Below are 14,908 nucleotides of genomic sequence, written 5' to 3'. Positions count from 1 at the left end.
CCGATACGGCCGAAAAACGCTCAAATTGTCGTCATGGCGGGGCCAAAAGCGCGAAGCGCGTCTTCGCATGGGTGTCCCGGCCATCGACGTCTTGCTTTCGCGGCCAATTAGGACGAAAGACGTCATGCCCCGAAAAACCGACTGAACTCCGGTTGAGCCATGCGCCTGCGGATAGCCCATACCACCACGTATCGCTACGAGCCGGCGGCCTCGGGCGTGATCCAGATTCTGCGGATGACGCCCGGCAGCCATGATGGCCAATATGTCGCGGACTGGCAGATCGACGTCTCGACCGATTCCCGGCTCGACACCCATGAGGACGCTTTCGGCAACGTCACCCATGTGCTGACGCATGGTTCGATCAGTGACCTCACGATCCATTGCGAAGGCCTGGTCGAGACCCACGACACCGGCGGCGTCCTGAAGGGCACCGACGAGCGGTTTCCGCCGAGCCTGTTCCTTCGCGCCACATCGCTGACCGACCTCAACCCGGCGATGACGGTCATCGTGCGCGAGCTGCGCACCGAGGCCGGCGGCGACGTGCTCGGCTTCCTGCACGCGCTGATGGCGCAGATCTACGAGCACATGACCTTCGACGAGGACCCGACCAACAGCGCCACCTCGGCCGCCGAGGCGTTCGCGCTGAAGCGCGGCGTCTGCCAGGACTACGCGCACATCCTGATCGCCTGCGCGCGCGCCGGTGGCGTTCCGGCGCGGTTCGTCTCCGGCCACTTCCTGCGCTCCGATGGCATGGTCAACCAGCAGGCCGGCCACGCCTGGGCCGAGGCCTTCGTGCCCGATCTCGGCTGGGTCGGCTTCGACGCCGCCAACGGCATTTGCACCACCGACGCCCATGCCCGCGTCGCGATCGGCCTCGACTATCTCGGCGCCGCCCCGGTCCGCGGCACCCGCTATGGCGGCGGCAACGAGACGCTGACGGTCGCGGTCAAGGTCGATCAGGCCGGCCGCCCCGGACAGTGGCAGAGCCAGACGCAATCGTAGGCGGTGCACCACCCACGTTCGTCTCGTTTCCCGATCGTGACCGGACGGGCCGACCGGCCGTGATATGATCGCTGCTGCAAACCGAACCGGCGAGACAAGCCATGGCCACCGTAAAACTGCTTTCCGACGACGAACTCTCGGCGGAGGCACGCGCCGTCTTCGACGACATCCGCAAGACGCGGAACTCGGACTTCGTCAACAATTTCTGGCGCGCGCTGGCGCATGATCCGAAGACCCTGCGGCGGACCTGGGAGAGCATCAAGGAGGTGATGGCACCGGGCGCGCTCGATCCGAAGGTCAAGGAGATGCTCTACGTCGCCGTCTCGGTGGCACACGGCTGCAGCTATTGCATTCACTCGCACACCGCGAGCGCCCGCGCCAAGGGCATGACCGACGCCGAATATCAGGAAATGCTGGCGATCGTCGGCATGGCCGCCGAAACCAACCGGCTGGTCACGGCGCTCGGCGTACCCGTCGACGAGGCCTTCCTCGTCGACGCACCGGCGGGACAGAGGCAGGAGCCGTGACGCTCCTGCCTGTCTCGCGAATGAGTGATGTCACGAAATGCTCTCAACGTCGGATTTGAGGACAACCAGGAAACGGGCAGCTTCGCCGCCCGTCACCACCCGATGATCGAAGGTCAGCGATAGCGGCAGCGTGCGCCGGACCGCAACCTGCCCCCGAAGCGCGACCACGCGCTCCGAAATCCGCCCGGCGCCGACGATCGCCGTCTGCGGCGGCACGATGATTAGGTTAGCAAACCGGCCTCCGATCATGCCGAAGTTCGACAACGTGATCGTCGCACCGCGCAGCTCCTCCGGGGGTATCGCGCGCGCGATTGCGTCGGCTCGCAAACGGTCGAGTCCGGCCCGCAGATCCGATACGCTCCGCTCCGCGACATTGCGCAGCACGGGAACGATCAGGCCGCCGCCGGTGTCGACGGCGATGCCGAGATCGATGCGCTCGATCAGGCGCCGTTCTCCCGTACCGGAATGATACCAGGCATTGAGCGCGGGCTCTGCCTTGCAGGCGGCGGCGATCGCCCGCGCCAGGCGGATTGTCACGTCCTCGCCCTGCCGCCAATCGTCGATGTCGGCTTCATCGGTGACCGTCGCGGGGACGATTTCCGCATGCGCTGCCGTCATGCGTTGGGCCATCGCGCGGCGCAAGCCGCGCAGCGGCTCGGCGGGTCCGCTGTGAGACATCCGCTTCGCCGCCCTCTCGACATCGGCCCGCGTGATGGTGCCGCCGGGCCCGGTCGCCTCGACGAGATCGAGCGCGACGTCAAGCTTGCGCGCAAGGGCGCGCACTGCCGGAAACACTTGGGCTCCCTGCCCGCTGGGCGGCGAAGCAGTTGCTGGCGCCGGCCGCTGCTCGCCGGTGTCGAGTTCGCCCACAATCGTGCCGGTGTCCTGCCCGGCGTCCTCGGCAAACTCGACGAGCGGCGCGCCGACCTTCACGATATCGCCCTTGGCACCGAACAGGCGCGCGATGCGTCCGCTCGACGGCGCCGGTATCTCGACCACCGCCTTGTCGGTCTCGACCGAAACGAGCGGCTGATCGGTCACGACGTGATCGCCCTCGTTGACGTACCAGGTGACGATCTCCGCTTCTTCAAGACCTTCACCAAGGTCCGGCAACGTAAACTGGCGCATGGCACAAGGTCCGTTGGTGTTCAGTTGTACTGGCACGCCTTTCGCGCTGCGGTCACGATGCGTCCGACCGACGGCATGTAGCGTTGCTCGAGGCGGGCCATCGGAATGATCGTGTCGTAGCCGGTGACGCGGGTCACGGGTGCGAGCAGCGAGGATAGTCCGCGCTCGGCGATCATGGCTGCGATCTCCGCGCCAAATCCGCCGGTGTGCGCGGCCTCGTGCACGATGACGCAGCGCCCGGTCTTTGCGACCGACCTGAGCACGGTGTTTTCATCGTAGGGCTTGAGCGTGGCGAGGTCGATAACCTCGGCAGCGATGCTCTCGTCGGCGAGCGCGTCCGCTGCGGCCATCGTTTCCTTCAGCATCCCACCCCAGCTGATCAGCGTGACGTCGCGACCTTCCCTCTCGACAAAGGCGCGATCCATCGGCAAGGCTTCGCCGTTGTCCTCGACCTCGCCTTTCACGGCGCGGTACAACCGCGTCGGCTCCAGGAACACCACCGGATCTGGATCGCGGATCGCGGCGAGGAGAAGTCCATAGGCGCGCTCCGGCGACGAAGGCATTACGACACGCAAGCCCGGAATGTGGGCCAGCATCGCCTCGGTGCTTTCGGAATGATGCCCGGGCGCACGAATGCCGGCACCATGCGGCGTCCGCAGGACCATCGGACAGGTCAGTCGTCCCTGGGTACGGTTGCGCAGCCGTGATGCGTGGTTCACCAGCTGATCGAGACAGGGATAAATAAATCCCATGAACTGGATTTCGCCGACCGGCTTCAATCCCTGCGCGGCCATGCCGACGCAGAGCCCGCTGATCAGGAGTTCGGCAAGCGGCGTATCAAGAACGCGCTCCGGACCGAAGCGCTCCTGCAAGCCGACGGTCGCGCGGAAGACGCCGCCATTGACGCCGACATCCTCGCCGAGCACGACCACATCGGGATCATCCGCCATGGCGCGGCCGAGAGCCAGATTGATGGCTTCGACCAACGTGACTTCAGGCATCGTCCTCTCCCGCGAGTTCGCGGCGCTGCTCGGCATACGCCTCGGGCAGCTCGGCATAGAGGTTGTCGAACATGGTTTCGGCTCGGCGCGGCGGCGTCTTCAGATAGCGCTCCACCGCCGCTTCGATGCGCTCATGGCACTCGGCGGCGAGCTGCTCCTCGTCCGCCTTGGTCCACATCTTCTGACCCACAAGATAGGACCTGAGGCGCGCGATCGGCTCTTCCTTCCAGTGGGCCTGGACTTCTTCGGCCGAACGATAGCGCAATGCATCATCTGACGTCGTGTGATCGCCGAGCCGGTAGGTGACCGCTTCGATGAAGTGAGGGCCCTTGCCGTCGCGGGCAGCGGCAATGGCCTCCTCGGCCGCGGCGCGCATCGCCACCACGTCACTCCCGTCCACCTGCTCGCCGCTGAACCCTGCGCCGATGGCCTTCTGCGCCAGCGTCTCGGACCCCGTCTGCAGCCGCAGCGGCACCGATATGGCCCATTGATTGTTGGTGGCGACGAACACGAGCGGCAATTTGTGAACGCCGGCGAAATTCATGGCCTCGTAGACATCGCCTTTCGAGGTGGCGCCGTCGCCGAACATGCAGACGGCCACGCGCGGCTCCTTGCGCAGCTTCAGGGCATAGGCAACGCCGGCGGCGTGCGGCGCCTGTGATCCGACGGGAACGCAGAACGGGAAATCGTGCACCGGACCGGAGAATTGATTGCCGCGTTCATCGCCGCCCCAGAACAGCAGGATCTCCTCCAGCTTGACGCCACGCCAAAGCAACGCACCATTATCGCGATAGGAGGGCAGCAGAACGTCATCCTCCCGCATCGCACTCGCGATGCCGACCGACACCGCCTCCTGGCCGAGCGAAACGGCATAGGTTCCCAGTCGACCAGTGCGCTGCAATGCAACCGCCTTTCGGTCAAACAGGCGCAAGAGCACCATCGACCGGTAAAGTTCGGCGAGCAGCCTGGCATCGGTGGAGAAAGGCAGGAAGCGGCCGCTCTATCGAGCCGTCGGGCGCGAGATAATTGCGGCGGCGCACCTCAAAGCGCGCAATGACGGGGAGCTCTTCGTTTGCTCTTTTGCTGGCCACGCGCTCATTCCTGGAGCGGTTCTGCCTCCCACGTTTAGCTATTTGGTGTTCGAGCCGCGACGATGCAATACCGCGGCAGCATCGCTCTTGGCGCAAGCGTCAGCGGCCGGGTCGTGAGGATCGATCGACAGGATCCGTGGCACAGCGCCGCAACTGCGGTATAAGAGAGCATGGCAAATGGTCAGGTTGTCCTCGTAACAACTGCGCCGTTGGACGGCGGCCCGCCTGTTCGCTCGGTCTTCTTCGTGGCTGAAGGAGACGCGGCAAAGGCCACGGCAATTATTGCGGACATGATGGCCCCGAATGAAACGATCGAAGCGTGGGGGCCGCTTCCCGAAGCAGCTGTCAAGGCGCTCGGGTTGAAACCCGGTGACTACACCCACACCTGACTTGCACCGGATAGCTGTCCGGCGCGCGAAGGCCTGCGGCCGCATCCTTGCGCAGAGGGTGTGATCTTGACGCGGCGCCCTCGCTTGCGCGAGGCCACCGCGCTCCCGATCACAACGCGGGGAGCCCTCTTTCTCGAGCAAGGGACATGGCGTAATCTGCAGCGAGCTGCCCTTAGACGGGACGGGCCGACGTCGCCGTTTGAAGGAACGGGCAGCGGTCAGGCCGTCGGCAGGCATCGCAGTCTGAAAGCAGCGCCTGCCTTATGTGGCGCTCCCTCAACTTCAACATGAAGCACGTTGGCCTGCCGCGCGCGCGGCAGACAAGGGCGGTGCGTAACCCTTGGAGGACGACATGGCGACATTCATCTTGAGGATCGACTGGACCGACCAGGGAATTCGTAATGTCAAGGAAGCTCCCAAGCGCAGCCGAGCGGCGAAAGAACTCGCCAAGACGCTAGGTGTCGAAATCAAGGAGGTCTATCTCACCTCCGGCGAGCACGACATCCTTCTTCTCGCCGAGGCGCCTCTCGGCGACAACATCACAAAACTCGCGCTGGCCCTCAGTTCTCTGGGAAACATACGGACCTGCACATCACGGGCCTGGCCCGAGGCCGAGTGGACCAAGCTGATATCCGAGCTTCCGTAGCGGCTTCGGGATGTCCCTATGGATCTCTGCGCGGTCTGACTGACGGGCGCCGTCGATCTTGACACCCGGCGATCGGCGCGGGGAGTGCGCGCGTGCGCAGGACCAGCCACCGCTCTGGTCGTGTGAATAAATAAGGATACGAAGCGCACGAGGGCGACGGCGCACGTCGTCGCCAGCGGGCCACCACGCGTTATTTATCCAGCCAGACATCCTCGAAACGCAGATTGTTGTACTGGCTGTTGTCGTGCGGATGGAAATTCTTCACGTAGGGCTGCCAGCAATTGCCGGCCGATGAGTGCAGGATGACCGGCCGCGCGGCGTCGTCGACCAGCAGGCGCTCGATGTCGAACACGATCTTGCGGCGCGTGTCCTTGTCGACCTCGCGCGACTGCGCCGCCAGCAGCTTGTCGACCTCGGCATTGCAGTACTGGGTATAGTTGCGCTCGGAGTTGCAGGAATAGTTCTCCACCAGATTGCCATCGGGATCGTCGACGCTGACGCCGGTGACATTGAGGCCGATGGTGTAGTCCTTGCGCTGCAATCGCGAGTACCAGCGCGGCGTATCCAGAATGTCGAGCTCCGCTGTGATGTAGATCTTCTTGAGCTGGTCGGCGAGGATCACCGCCGGGTCGCGATAGGTCGGCAGATTGCGGGTCTGGATCTTGATCGACAGCGGCTTGGCGTCGCTGTAGCCGAGCTTCTGCATGATCGCCTGCGCCTCGGCGAGGTTCTTCTCGGCATCTGGGCCGTATCCCATCAGCGTCGACAGGATATCCGGCGGCATGCCCCACTCGCCTTCCGGCTTGGCCTGCATCGCGCCGCCGAGCCGTCCGGTGCCTTCGAACAGGATGCTGTTGAAGGCCTTGCGATCCAGCGCCAGCGACATCGCCTTGCGGATATCCGGATTGTCGAACGGCGGATTGACGCGGTTGACCAGAAGATTGATCTGCAGATTGGTCGACGTCATCTCGCAGATCGCGTTCGGCGCCCGCGCCTTGACGTCCTTCATCAGGGGAATGCTGACGTCGGACGGAAAGGTGATGTCATAGTCGCCGGTCGCGAACGCCAGCATGCGCGTGGCGCGGCTGTCGATCGAGCGCACCGTGATCTCGTCGAGATACGGCCGGTCCTTCTTGAAGTAATCGGGGTTGCGGATCAGACGGATGGAGTCACCGCGCCGGAACTCGACGAACTTGAACGGCCCGGTGCCGACCGGTTTGGTGCGCATCACCTGCTGCGGCACGTGGCAGGGATAGACCACCGAGAAGGCGCTGGCGAGCAGCGCCAGCAGGCCGGGCTGCGGCTCGGTCAGCTCGAAGGTCGCCTCATCGTCGCCATTGATGCTGACGTCCTTGAGCTTCGAGTACCAGACCTTGCGCGGGTTGCGCTTGAAGTCCTGGGTCTCGCTCTTGCCGATCAGCATCCGCCAGGTGCACTGCACGTCCTTGGCGGTGAACGGCCGGCCGTCATGCCACTTCACGCCGTGACGCAGCTTGAAGGTGAGCTTTGTGTTGGTCTGGTCCCACGACCAGCTCTCGGCGAGATCGGGGATCACGGTGTCGATGCTTTCGTGCACCTTGGCCGGATCGAACACCACGAGGTTGTTGAAGACGGCCGCGAACGGCATCACCGAGGCGATGGTGGATTCCTCGAGCAGCGAGGTCGAGGGCGGATTGTCGTTGTGATAGAGCCGCAGCGTGCTGCCCTTCTTCTGCGCCGATGCAGGGCTCGCGGCGAGCGCCGCGAAACCCAATGCCACGATGCACGCGGCCAGTTTGAACGACATTCCCGCCTCCCGAAATTTCTTGTTGTCGTCGGTTGCAGGCAGTCGAGCACAACACCCCGCCCCTCGCAACGACACAGGGCCAAGATCATTGCCGGCTGCGCGCAACGCAGAGCGAGACCGGGATGCGCCCCGCAACCTGGACGGCTGGAACAGGCGCCCGGCCATCGCTCGGTCGTCCCGCCCCTCTTTGACGGGGCACGGCATCTCCCGTCACGGGGAATTGGGGTTGGATGCATCCGCGAAATTGGCTACTAGTTTCCGGCCGAGAAACTCGGACCGTCTGAGGACTTGAAATGACCTATTGCTGCGGAATTCTGGTGCGCGACGGGCTCGTCATGATCGCCGATACCCGCACCAATGCCGGCCTCGACAATGTCTCGACCTTCCGCAAGCTGCACATCTTCGAAAAGCCCGGCGAGCGCATCATGGCGATCGCCAGCGCCGGGAATCTGGCGATCAGCCAGTCGGTGCTGTCGACCCTGACCGAGGGCATGGAAAATCCGGACACCGGCGAGCTCGAGACGCTGATGAATGCCCCGACCATGTTCCAGGCGGCGCAGCGGATCGGCCGCGCCATCCGGTCGGTGCATGCGACCGAGGGCGACGCACTGCGTTCCGAGGACATCTCCTTCGACGTCTCGTTCCTGTTCGGCGGCCAGATCAAGGGCTCACGGATGCGCCTGTTCATGGTCTACACCGCCGGCAACTTCATCGAATGCACCACCGACACGCCATACCTGCAGATCGGCGAGCACAAATACGGCAAGCCGGTGCTCGACCGCGCCATGCATTACGACGTCGAGCTCTACGAGGCGCTCAAAACGGGGCTGATCTCGATGGATTCGACGATGCGCTCCAATCTCGGCGTCGGCCTGCCGATCGACGTGCTGGTGGTGCGCACCGATGCCTGCGAGGCCGACCTCAACCACCGCATCGAGGCCGGCGAGCCCTATTTCCACGACCTGCGCTCGCGCTGGTCGGCGGCGCTGCGCGCGGCGCACCAGAACATTCCACGCCCACCCTACAAGAACGAAACCGAAGCAAAAACCAAGTAAGAGGAAACTCGGATGACTGAGGCAACCAGCAAGATCGCACTCGTGACCGGCGCCGGCACCGGCGTCGGACGCGCGGCATCGCTCGCTTTGATGGACAAGGGCTACACCGTGGTGCTCGCCGGGCGCCGCATGGAGATGCTGGAAGAGACCGCCAAGCTCGGCCCCGCCGGCAAGAGCCTGTGCGTGTCGGCCGACATGGCCAACCCCGCCGCGATCGCCGCGCTGTTCGACAAGGTGAAGGCGACCTATGGCCGGCTCGACGTGCTGTTCAACAACGCCGGCATGGGCGCGCCGCCGGTGAACTTCGAGGACTTAGCCCTCGAGCAGTGGCAGGCCGTGGTCAACACCAACCTCACCGCGCCGTTCCTGTGCACCCAGCACGCCTTCCGCATCATGAAGGACCAGAAGCCGCGCGGCGGCCGCATCATCAACAACGGCTCGATCTCGGCGCACGCGCCGCGGCCGTTCTCTGCCGCCTACACCTCGACCAAGCACGCCATCACCGGCCTGACAAAAGCCTCCAACCTCGATGGCCGCATGTATGACATCGCGGTCGGCCAGGTCGATATCGGCAATGCCGCGACCCCGATGACCGACCGCATGGTCAACGGCCCCGGCGTGCTGCAGCCGGACGGCACCACCAAGCACGAGCCGCGCATGGACGCCAAGGCGGTCGGCGACGCCGTCGCCTACATGGCCGGCCTGCCGCTCGACGCCAACGTGCTGTTCATGACTGTGATGGCGACCAAGATGCCGTTCGTGGGCCGGGGCTGATCTTCCCCTCCTGCTTGCGGCAGACTATCGCGACGCCCGGCCGGCTTGTCCCGGCCGGGCGTCGCCGGGGCACACTGCCAAAATATCGAAAACAACCCCATGCAAAGTAGCCGGCAGCTAGCGGCGTTCGACACGGCAACTTGACACGTCGGGCAAATCAGCGATACTTTTCCATTATTCCGAAATCCTGCAAGCCCCCTTGCCCGGGGGCTATCACATCTGTTGCAGCCGGAGCCAATTCCGTCATTGCGAGGAGCGTCAGCGACGAAGCAATCCATATCCGCATGCGGTGAGATGGATTGCTTCGCTTCGCTCGCAATGACGGGTGGAGAGAACGCCCCTACTCCAGCTTCTCGACGTCGCGCAGCGTCGGGAACAGCTTCATCCAGAGCAGCGCGACCGCGACGGTGGCGACGCCGCCGAGCACGGCCGATGGCACGGTGCCGAGCAGCGCCGCGGTGACGCCGCTCTCAAACTGGCCGAGTTGGTTCGACGCATTGATGAACAGGAAGTTCACCGCGCCGACGCGGCCGCGCATCTCGTCGGGGGTGGCAAGCTGCACCAGCGAGAAGCGGATCACGACGCTGATCGTGTCGGCGGCGCCGAGCACCGCGAGCGCCAGCGCCGACAGCCACATCCAGTGCGACAGCGCGAACACCACCGTCGCGACGCCGAACACGATCACCGCCTGGAACATCCGCATGCCGACGCGGCGGTTGATGGTGTGCCGCGCCAGCACCATCGTCATCAAGAGCGCGCCGACCGCGGGCGCGGCGCGCAGGATGCCGAGGCCGAGCGGGCCGGCTTGCAGGATATCGCGCGCATAGATCGGCAGCAGCGCGGTGACGCCGCCGAACAGCACCGCGAACAAGTCGAGCGAGATGGTGCCGAGGATCGCCGGATTGCTGCGAACGAAGGTGACGCCGGCAAACAGATCGTCCGACGACCCGCCGTTCTTCACCGGCGCCTGCTGCAGCCGGCCGATGCCGCCGGTCAGGAGGGCGCCGAACAGCCAAAACACCATCATGATGCCGTAGGGCGCGCTCGGCATCAGGGCATAGGCGAAGCCGCCGAGCGCGGGTCCGGTGATGGTTGCGACCTGCGCCGCGCCGCTCGATATCGCGGTCGCCAGCTGCAGCGAGCCTTGCGGTGCGATCAGCGGCAACAGCGCGGCGGTCGCCGGGCTCTCGAACGCGCCGGCGATCCCGAGCACGAAGGTCGCGACGAAGATCTGGGTCTCCGAGATGGTGCCGGCAAAGGTGCTTCCGGCGAGAAACAATGCGGTCAGCGCCTCCGCGATCTGGCAGGCCTGCACGACGCGCTTGCGCTCGAAGCGGTCGGCGGCGTGGCCGGCGACAAACACCAAGAGCGCCGTCGGCAGAAACTGCACCAGTCCGACCATGCCGAGGTCGAATGCGCTGCCGGTCAGATCATAGATCTGCCAACCGATCGCCACCGCGCCGATCTGGCTGGAGAAGCGCGACAGGCTGCGCGACGACAAGAAGAACAGGAACGGTCGGTGGCCGAGCAGATCGCGGGCGCCGGCCGGCGTGGCGGAGGACATGGATGATTGCGTGGCCGAGCGCCTGCAACTTGTCAATGGCGACGAGCTGAACGCGCAACAGCATTGCGCTGCGCGAGGCCCCTGCCCATAATCCCGCGAGGGTTTTTGGGGGCGTGATGCTGCAGTTGCAATCGGCGTTCGGCGTGGTGGCGTTGCTCTTGATCGCCTGGGCGCTGAGCGAGAATCGCCTGAAGGTGTCGCTGCGCCAGGCGGCGATCGGGCTCGTCGTCACGATCGTCACGGCGCTGGTGCTGATCAAGGTGCCGCTGGTGACGCAGGCTTTCGGCGCGATCAATGACGCCGTCGGCACGATCGCGGCCGCGACGCGCGCCGGCACCGCCTTCGTATTCGGCTATGTCGGCGGCGGCCCGGCGCCATTCGATCCCAAAGCGCCGGGGTCGGACTTCATCCTCGCCTTTCAGGCGCTGCCGATCGTGCTGGTCATGAGCGTGCTGACGACGCTGTTGTTCTATTGGCGCGTGCTGCCGCCTGTCGTGCGCGGCATGGCCTGGCTGCTCGAGCGCACACTCGGCGTCGGCGGCGCGGTCGGGCTCTCGACCGCAGCCAATATCTTTCTCGGCATGGTCGAAGCGCCGCTCTTCATCCGCCCCTATCTGGCGCAGCTCACCCGCAGCGAATTGTTTCTGGTGATGACCGGCGGTATGGCCGGGATCGCCGGCACCGTGCTGGTGCTGTACGCCACGCTGCTCGCGCCGCTGATCCCGGATGCGGCCGCGCATTTCGTCATCGCCTCGGTGCTCGGCGCGCCGGCCGCAATTTTGGTGAGCCTGATCATGGTGCCGGAAACCTCGGACAAGCGCACCGGCGGATCGCTCGACAATCCCGATATCCAGGTGTCGTCGACGATGGACGCCATCGTGAAGGGCACGGCAGCCGGGCTCGAGCTCTTGATGAACATCATCGCGATGCTGCTGGTGCTGGTCGCGCTGGTGTATCTGGCGAACGCGATCATCGGCCTGCTGCCGGAGATCGGCGGCGCGAAAATCTCGCTGCAGCGGCTGCTTGGTTACGTGATGGCGCCGGTGTGCTGGCTGATGGGCCTGCCCTGGCCGCAGGCGATCACGGCGGGAAGCCTGATGGGCACCAAGACCGTGCTGAACGAGCTGATCGCCTATGTCGACCTGTCGAAGCTCGGCCCCGACGCACTCGATCCGCGCTCGCGCCTGATCATGCTCTACGCGATGTGCGGCTTTGCCAACTTCGCGAGCCTCGGCATCATGATCGGCGGCCTCGGCATCATGGCGCCCGAGCGGCGCGACGAGATCAACGCGCTCGGGCTGAAGTCGATCCTCTCGGGCACGCTGACGACCTGCCTGATGGGCGCGATCGTGGGGATGCTGACATCACCGTAGCCCGGATGGAGCCAACGGGTCGCGCGAACGCGCGCCCGATGACAGGCTCCGCGCAATCCGGGGCGGTGCTGACGCGGTGAAGCTTCCTGTCAAGCGGATCATTGTTGGGCCGGCCGGCGGCGCGGACGCACGTAGCCGCGCATTGAGCCGCCGCTTGCAATAACGCGATGACAGGGGATCGATGGGTCGTAATTCGTGCGCATTATCGCGCCAACCGCGCGTGCAGCTTCCGGATTGCCGGCTTTAGCAGCGACACCTTTGTACGTCATGGTCTTCCCTTTTGGGATCTTGCGCACGATGTCGCGGACCTTGTCTGAAAAGGTTTTCATAGGCCGAGTGTAGCAGATTTCTCAGAGGGTTTTCGCCTTTTTACTTGCGGTTGGAACGAGCGCGTCGCGTTGGCACGGAAGATTCGACTGGACGTGCCGGTGTTAGTTTCGAAGTGCGCGCCGCCGTCTTAACATTGTGGGCAGCTATTGGCCCCTAGCGTCGTTTGCCGCGCAGTGCCGGCGTGGACGCAAACGGAGCATTGCGGACATCGACCGGCGGCTCCGCCCGATGCGATTCGAGGTGAATGACCCAACTCGGACATAGCGCGGTGTGCCCGCCGCGTCATTTCGCTGCGATGCGGAATTTGCGGCGACCCCAATGTCCAAGGAAGCGAGCTTCGACCTGTAGCTGAAGAACAATGCTCGCACAGCGGGGTTGATAACTGGGGCAAAGTCAAAAAGGAGGACTTGATGGCTGCTGATCGATCGACCGTTCACGGGTCCGATCTGGACATCGTGGCGGGGAACGGCCTCCTTCATCGCCGTATGTTTTTGACAGCGGGTACGGCGGCTGCGGCCGCCGTTGCCAGTTCCGCTCTGCCTAATCCAGCTGCCGCCGACGCGTTACCGGTTGAGCCCTGGATGAAGGTGCCGGGATCCGGATTCGTCGGCTACGGCCAGCCAGCGAAATACGAAGAAAAGGTCGCCAGAACTTGGAACACCGCGCCAGGCACGACCGGCACAGGTGCCGCCCGCACACCGCTCCATTTGCTCGACGGCATGATCACGCCCAATAGCGTGCATTTTGAACGTTCTCATAGCGGCATTCCCGACATTAACCCGGATACCCACCGGCTGTTAATCCACGGCCTAGTCAAGCGCCCGCTGACCTTCACGCTGGAAAGCCTAGAACGCTATCCGCGCGAGTCGCGCGTCTCATTTCTCGAATGTGGTGGTAACGGCCAATTGCTGTACCAGAAGGAGGCCGCCGCGGTTGGAGTCCAGGCGATTCACGGCCTTGTCTCCTGCGCCGAGTGGACGGGCGTAAGGCTCGCGGTCCTGTTGCAGGAAGCAGGCGTCGATCCGAAGGCCAAATGGATTTTAGCCGAAGGTGCAGATGCTGCCGGCATGAGCCGCAGCATACCGTTGGCGAAAGCGATGGATGACGCATTGATTGCTCTCTACCAGAACGGTGAGCGCGTGAGGCCATCCAACGGCTATCCGATGCGACTCCTGCTGCCGGGATACGAAGGCAACATGAATGTGAAATGGCTCCGGCGCATCAAGCTGACCGAAGGACCGACGATGACCAAGGACGAGACATCGAAGTACACGATCACCTTGCCCGACGGGAAATCCCTTCAGTTTGTGCTTCCCCAGGAAGGAAAGTCGGTGATCACGCAGCCTTCACCAGGGCTAACTATGAAGGAGCCCGGCCTTTATGAAATCTCGGGCCTTGCCTGGTCGGGCTATGGCAAGATCACCAAGGTTGAGGTCTCGGCTGACGGCGGCAAAAGCTGGGCAAACGCGGCGCTGCAGCCGCCAGTGCTATCGAAGGCGTTGACGCGCTTCCGCATGCCGTGGCGGTGGAATGGCGGGCCAGCCGTCCTGCAAAGCCGCGCCACCGACGAGTCTGGTTACGTGCAGCCGACGCGCGAGAAGATGATCGCCGCGCGCGGCAACCGGACGATCTATCACGCCAACGCCATCACGACGTGGGCCGTTTCCGACAAAGGCGAGGTGAAGCATGTCTACGCGTAGCGCTCTCCTCGTCGCCGCCTCAGGTCTTGCCATGGCTTCGGCCGTCGCATTCGCGGCTGAAAGCCCAAACTTCGGACGGGCGGCAACACCGGAGGAAATTGCCTCTTGGGACATCAGCATTGGTCCAGACGGCGTCGGCTTGCCGCCTGGCAGCGGGACCCCAAAGCAAGGTGAAGCCGTGTACGCGGCAAAATGCACCGCCTGCCATGGCGAGAAAGGAGCCGGGAAGCCCAACGATCAGCTCGTGGGCGGACAAGGAACGCTTCCCGGTGACAAGCCTCCGGTCAAAACCGTGGGAAGCTTCTGGCCCTATGCCACGACAGTCTTCGACTATGTGCGGCGAGCGATGCCATATAACGAATCGAAGTCGTTGACCAATGACGAAGTTTATGCGGTCGTCGCTTATATCCTGAACCTCAACGGCATCATTGCAGACAACGACACCATGGATGCGCAGACACTGCAAAAGGTGAAAATGCCGAACCGGAATGGATTTGTGACGTTTTCGCGCGGAAAATAAAGCTGCCTGAATGTCTGGGTCT

At 64.2% G+C, this 14,908-nt stretch carries 15 protein-coding genes; 9 read left to right on the top strand and 6 right to left on the bottom strand.

The features are described from left to right. Nucleotides 1-159 precede the first annotated feature (159 nt). On the top strand, nucleotides 160-1,002 hold the full coding sequence (locus QJT82_RS22795) for a transglutaminase family protein (protein WP_028342904.1): 843 nt from the start codon (nucleotides 160-162) through the stop codon (nucleotides 1,000-1,002). Between the two features lie 101 nt (nucleotides 1,003-1,103). Then, a complete protein-coding gene (locus QJT82_RS22790) occupies nucleotides 1,104-1,529 on the top strand; it encodes a carboxymuconolactone decarboxylase family protein (RefSeq protein ID WP_028342903.1) in 426 nt (141 codons plus the stop codon). Between the two features lie 30 nt (nucleotides 1,530-1,559). Here QJT82_RS22790 and QJT82_RS22785 read toward each other — a convergent pair whose 3' ends face one another. From QJT82_RS22785 to pdhA, 3 genes are read right to left on the bottom strand one after another with little or no spacing between them, the layout of a single operon-like run. Then, nucleotides 1,560-2,657, bottom strand: a complete 1,098-nt coding sequence (locus QJT82_RS22785) for a dihydrolipoamide acetyltransferase family protein (protein ID WP_028342902.1) — start codon at nucleotides 2,655-2,657, stop codon at nucleotides 1,560-1,562. A gap of 20 nt (nucleotides 2,658-2,677) precedes the next feature. Continuing rightward, the gene (locus tag QJT82_RS22780; protein WP_028342901.1) at nucleotides 2,678-3,658 is read right to left on the bottom strand and encodes an alpha-ketoacid dehydrogenase subunit beta; all 981 of its coding nucleotides are present in this window, start codon (nucleotides 3,656-3,658) and stop codon (nucleotides 2,678-2,680) included. Further along, complete coding sequence (gene pdhA / locus QJT82_RS22775) at nucleotides 3,651-4,598, bottom strand: pyruvate dehydrogenase (acetyl-transferring) E1 component subunit alpha (protein ID WP_245288823.1); 948 nt, start codon at nucleotides 4,596-4,598, stop codon at nucleotides 3,651-3,653. Before pdhA ends, QJT82_RS22780 begins: the two co-directional genes overlap by 8 nt. A gap of 321 nt (nucleotides 4,599-4,919) precedes the next feature. On the opposite strand from pdhA, the gene QJT82_RS22770 reads away from it, so the two are divergent. Both QJT82_RS22770 and QJT82_RS22765 read left to right on the top strand, forming a co-directional pair. After that, nucleotides 4,920-5,138, top strand: coding sequence for a hypothetical protein (locus QJT82_RS22770; protein ID WP_028342900.1), 219 nt, complete (start codon nucleotides 4,920-4,922; stop codon nucleotides 5,136-5,138). 352 nt (nucleotides 5,139-5,490) lie between these two features. Further along, entirely contained in the window at nucleotides 5,491-5,784 is a 294-nt protein-coding gene (locus QJT82_RS22765) for a GYD domain-containing protein (RefSeq protein WP_026192964.1), read from the top strand. 190 nt (nucleotides 5,785-5,974) lie between these two features. Here QJT82_RS22765 and QJT82_RS22760 read toward each other — a convergent pair whose 3' ends face one another. Continuing rightward, nucleotides 5,975-7,570, bottom strand: a complete 1,596-nt coding sequence (locus tag QJT82_RS22760) for an ABC transporter substrate-binding protein (protein ID WP_028342899.1) — start codon at nucleotides 7,568-7,570, stop codon at nucleotides 5,975-5,977. 293 nt (nucleotides 7,571-7,863) lie between these two features. Between QJT82_RS22760 and QJT82_RS22755 the strand changes: the two genes are divergently transcribed. Together QJT82_RS22755 and QJT82_RS22750 are read left to right on the top strand one after the other, a co-directional pair. Continuing rightward, complete coding sequence (locus QJT82_RS22755; protein WP_028342898.1) at nucleotides 7,864-8,625, top strand: proteasome-type protease; 762 nt, start codon at nucleotides 7,864-7,866, stop codon at nucleotides 8,623-8,625. Nucleotides 8,626-8,637: 12 nt separating this feature from the next. Next, nucleotides 8,638-9,399 carry an SDR family oxidoreductase gene (locus QJT82_RS22750; RefSeq protein WP_028342897.1) on the top strand — a complete coding sequence of 254 codons (762 nt, stop codon included), beginning with the start codon at nucleotides 8,638-8,640 and terminating at the stop codon, nucleotides 9,397-9,399. A 340-nt stretch (nucleotides 9,400-9,739) separates the two neighbouring features. On the opposite strand, the gene QJT82_RS22745 is transcribed toward QJT82_RS22750, so the two are convergent. Further along, nucleotides 9,740-10,963 carry an MFS transporter gene (locus QJT82_RS22745; RefSeq protein WP_028342896.1) on the bottom strand — a complete coding sequence of 408 codons (1,224 nt, stop codon included), beginning with the start codon at nucleotides 10,961-10,963 and terminating at the stop codon, nucleotides 9,740-9,742. 116 nt (nucleotides 10,964-11,079) lie between these two features. Between QJT82_RS22745 and QJT82_RS22740 the strand changes: the two genes are divergently transcribed. After that, nucleotides 11,080-12,336 carry a nucleoside transporter C-terminal domain-containing protein gene (locus QJT82_RS22740; protein WP_028342895.1) on the top strand — a complete coding sequence of 419 codons (1,257 nt, stop codon included), beginning with the start codon at nucleotides 11,080-11,082 and terminating at the stop codon, nucleotides 12,334-12,336. A gap of 98 nt (nucleotides 12,337-12,434) precedes the next feature. Here QJT82_RS22740 and QJT82_RS22735 read toward each other — a convergent pair whose 3' ends face one another. Then, nucleotides 12,435-12,665, bottom strand: coding sequence for an MGMT family protein (locus tag QJT82_RS22735; RefSeq protein WP_080686874.1), 231 nt, complete (start codon nucleotides 12,663-12,665; stop codon nucleotides 12,435-12,437). Between the two features lie 411 nt (nucleotides 12,666-13,076). Between QJT82_RS22735 and soxC the strand changes: the two genes are divergently transcribed. Together soxC and QJT82_RS22725 are read left to right on the top strand one after the other, a co-directional pair. After that, nucleotides 13,077-14,366 (top strand): sulfite dehydrogenase, encoded by a 1,290-nt coding sequence (gene soxC, locus QJT82_RS22730; protein ID WP_051448035.1) that lies wholly within the window; start codon nucleotides 13,077-13,079, stop codon nucleotides 14,364-14,366. Further along, on the top strand, nucleotides 14,353-14,886 hold the full coding sequence (locus QJT82_RS22725; RefSeq protein WP_028342893.1) for a cytochrome c: 534 nt from the start codon (nucleotides 14,353-14,355) through the stop codon (nucleotides 14,884-14,886). Before soxC ends, QJT82_RS22725 begins: the two co-directional genes overlap by 14 nt. Nucleotides 14,887-14,908: the final 22 nt, after the last annotated feature.

This window comes from Bradyrhizobium sp. Mp19 (genome assembly GCF_029952935.1).
Classification (GTDB): Bacteria; Pseudomonadota; Alphaproteobacteria; order Rhizobiales; family Xanthobacteraceae; genus Bradyrhizobium; species Bradyrhizobium elkanii.
Note: the sequence above shows the minus strand (reverse complement) of the source record. Positions and strands in the feature narration are given on the sequence as shown.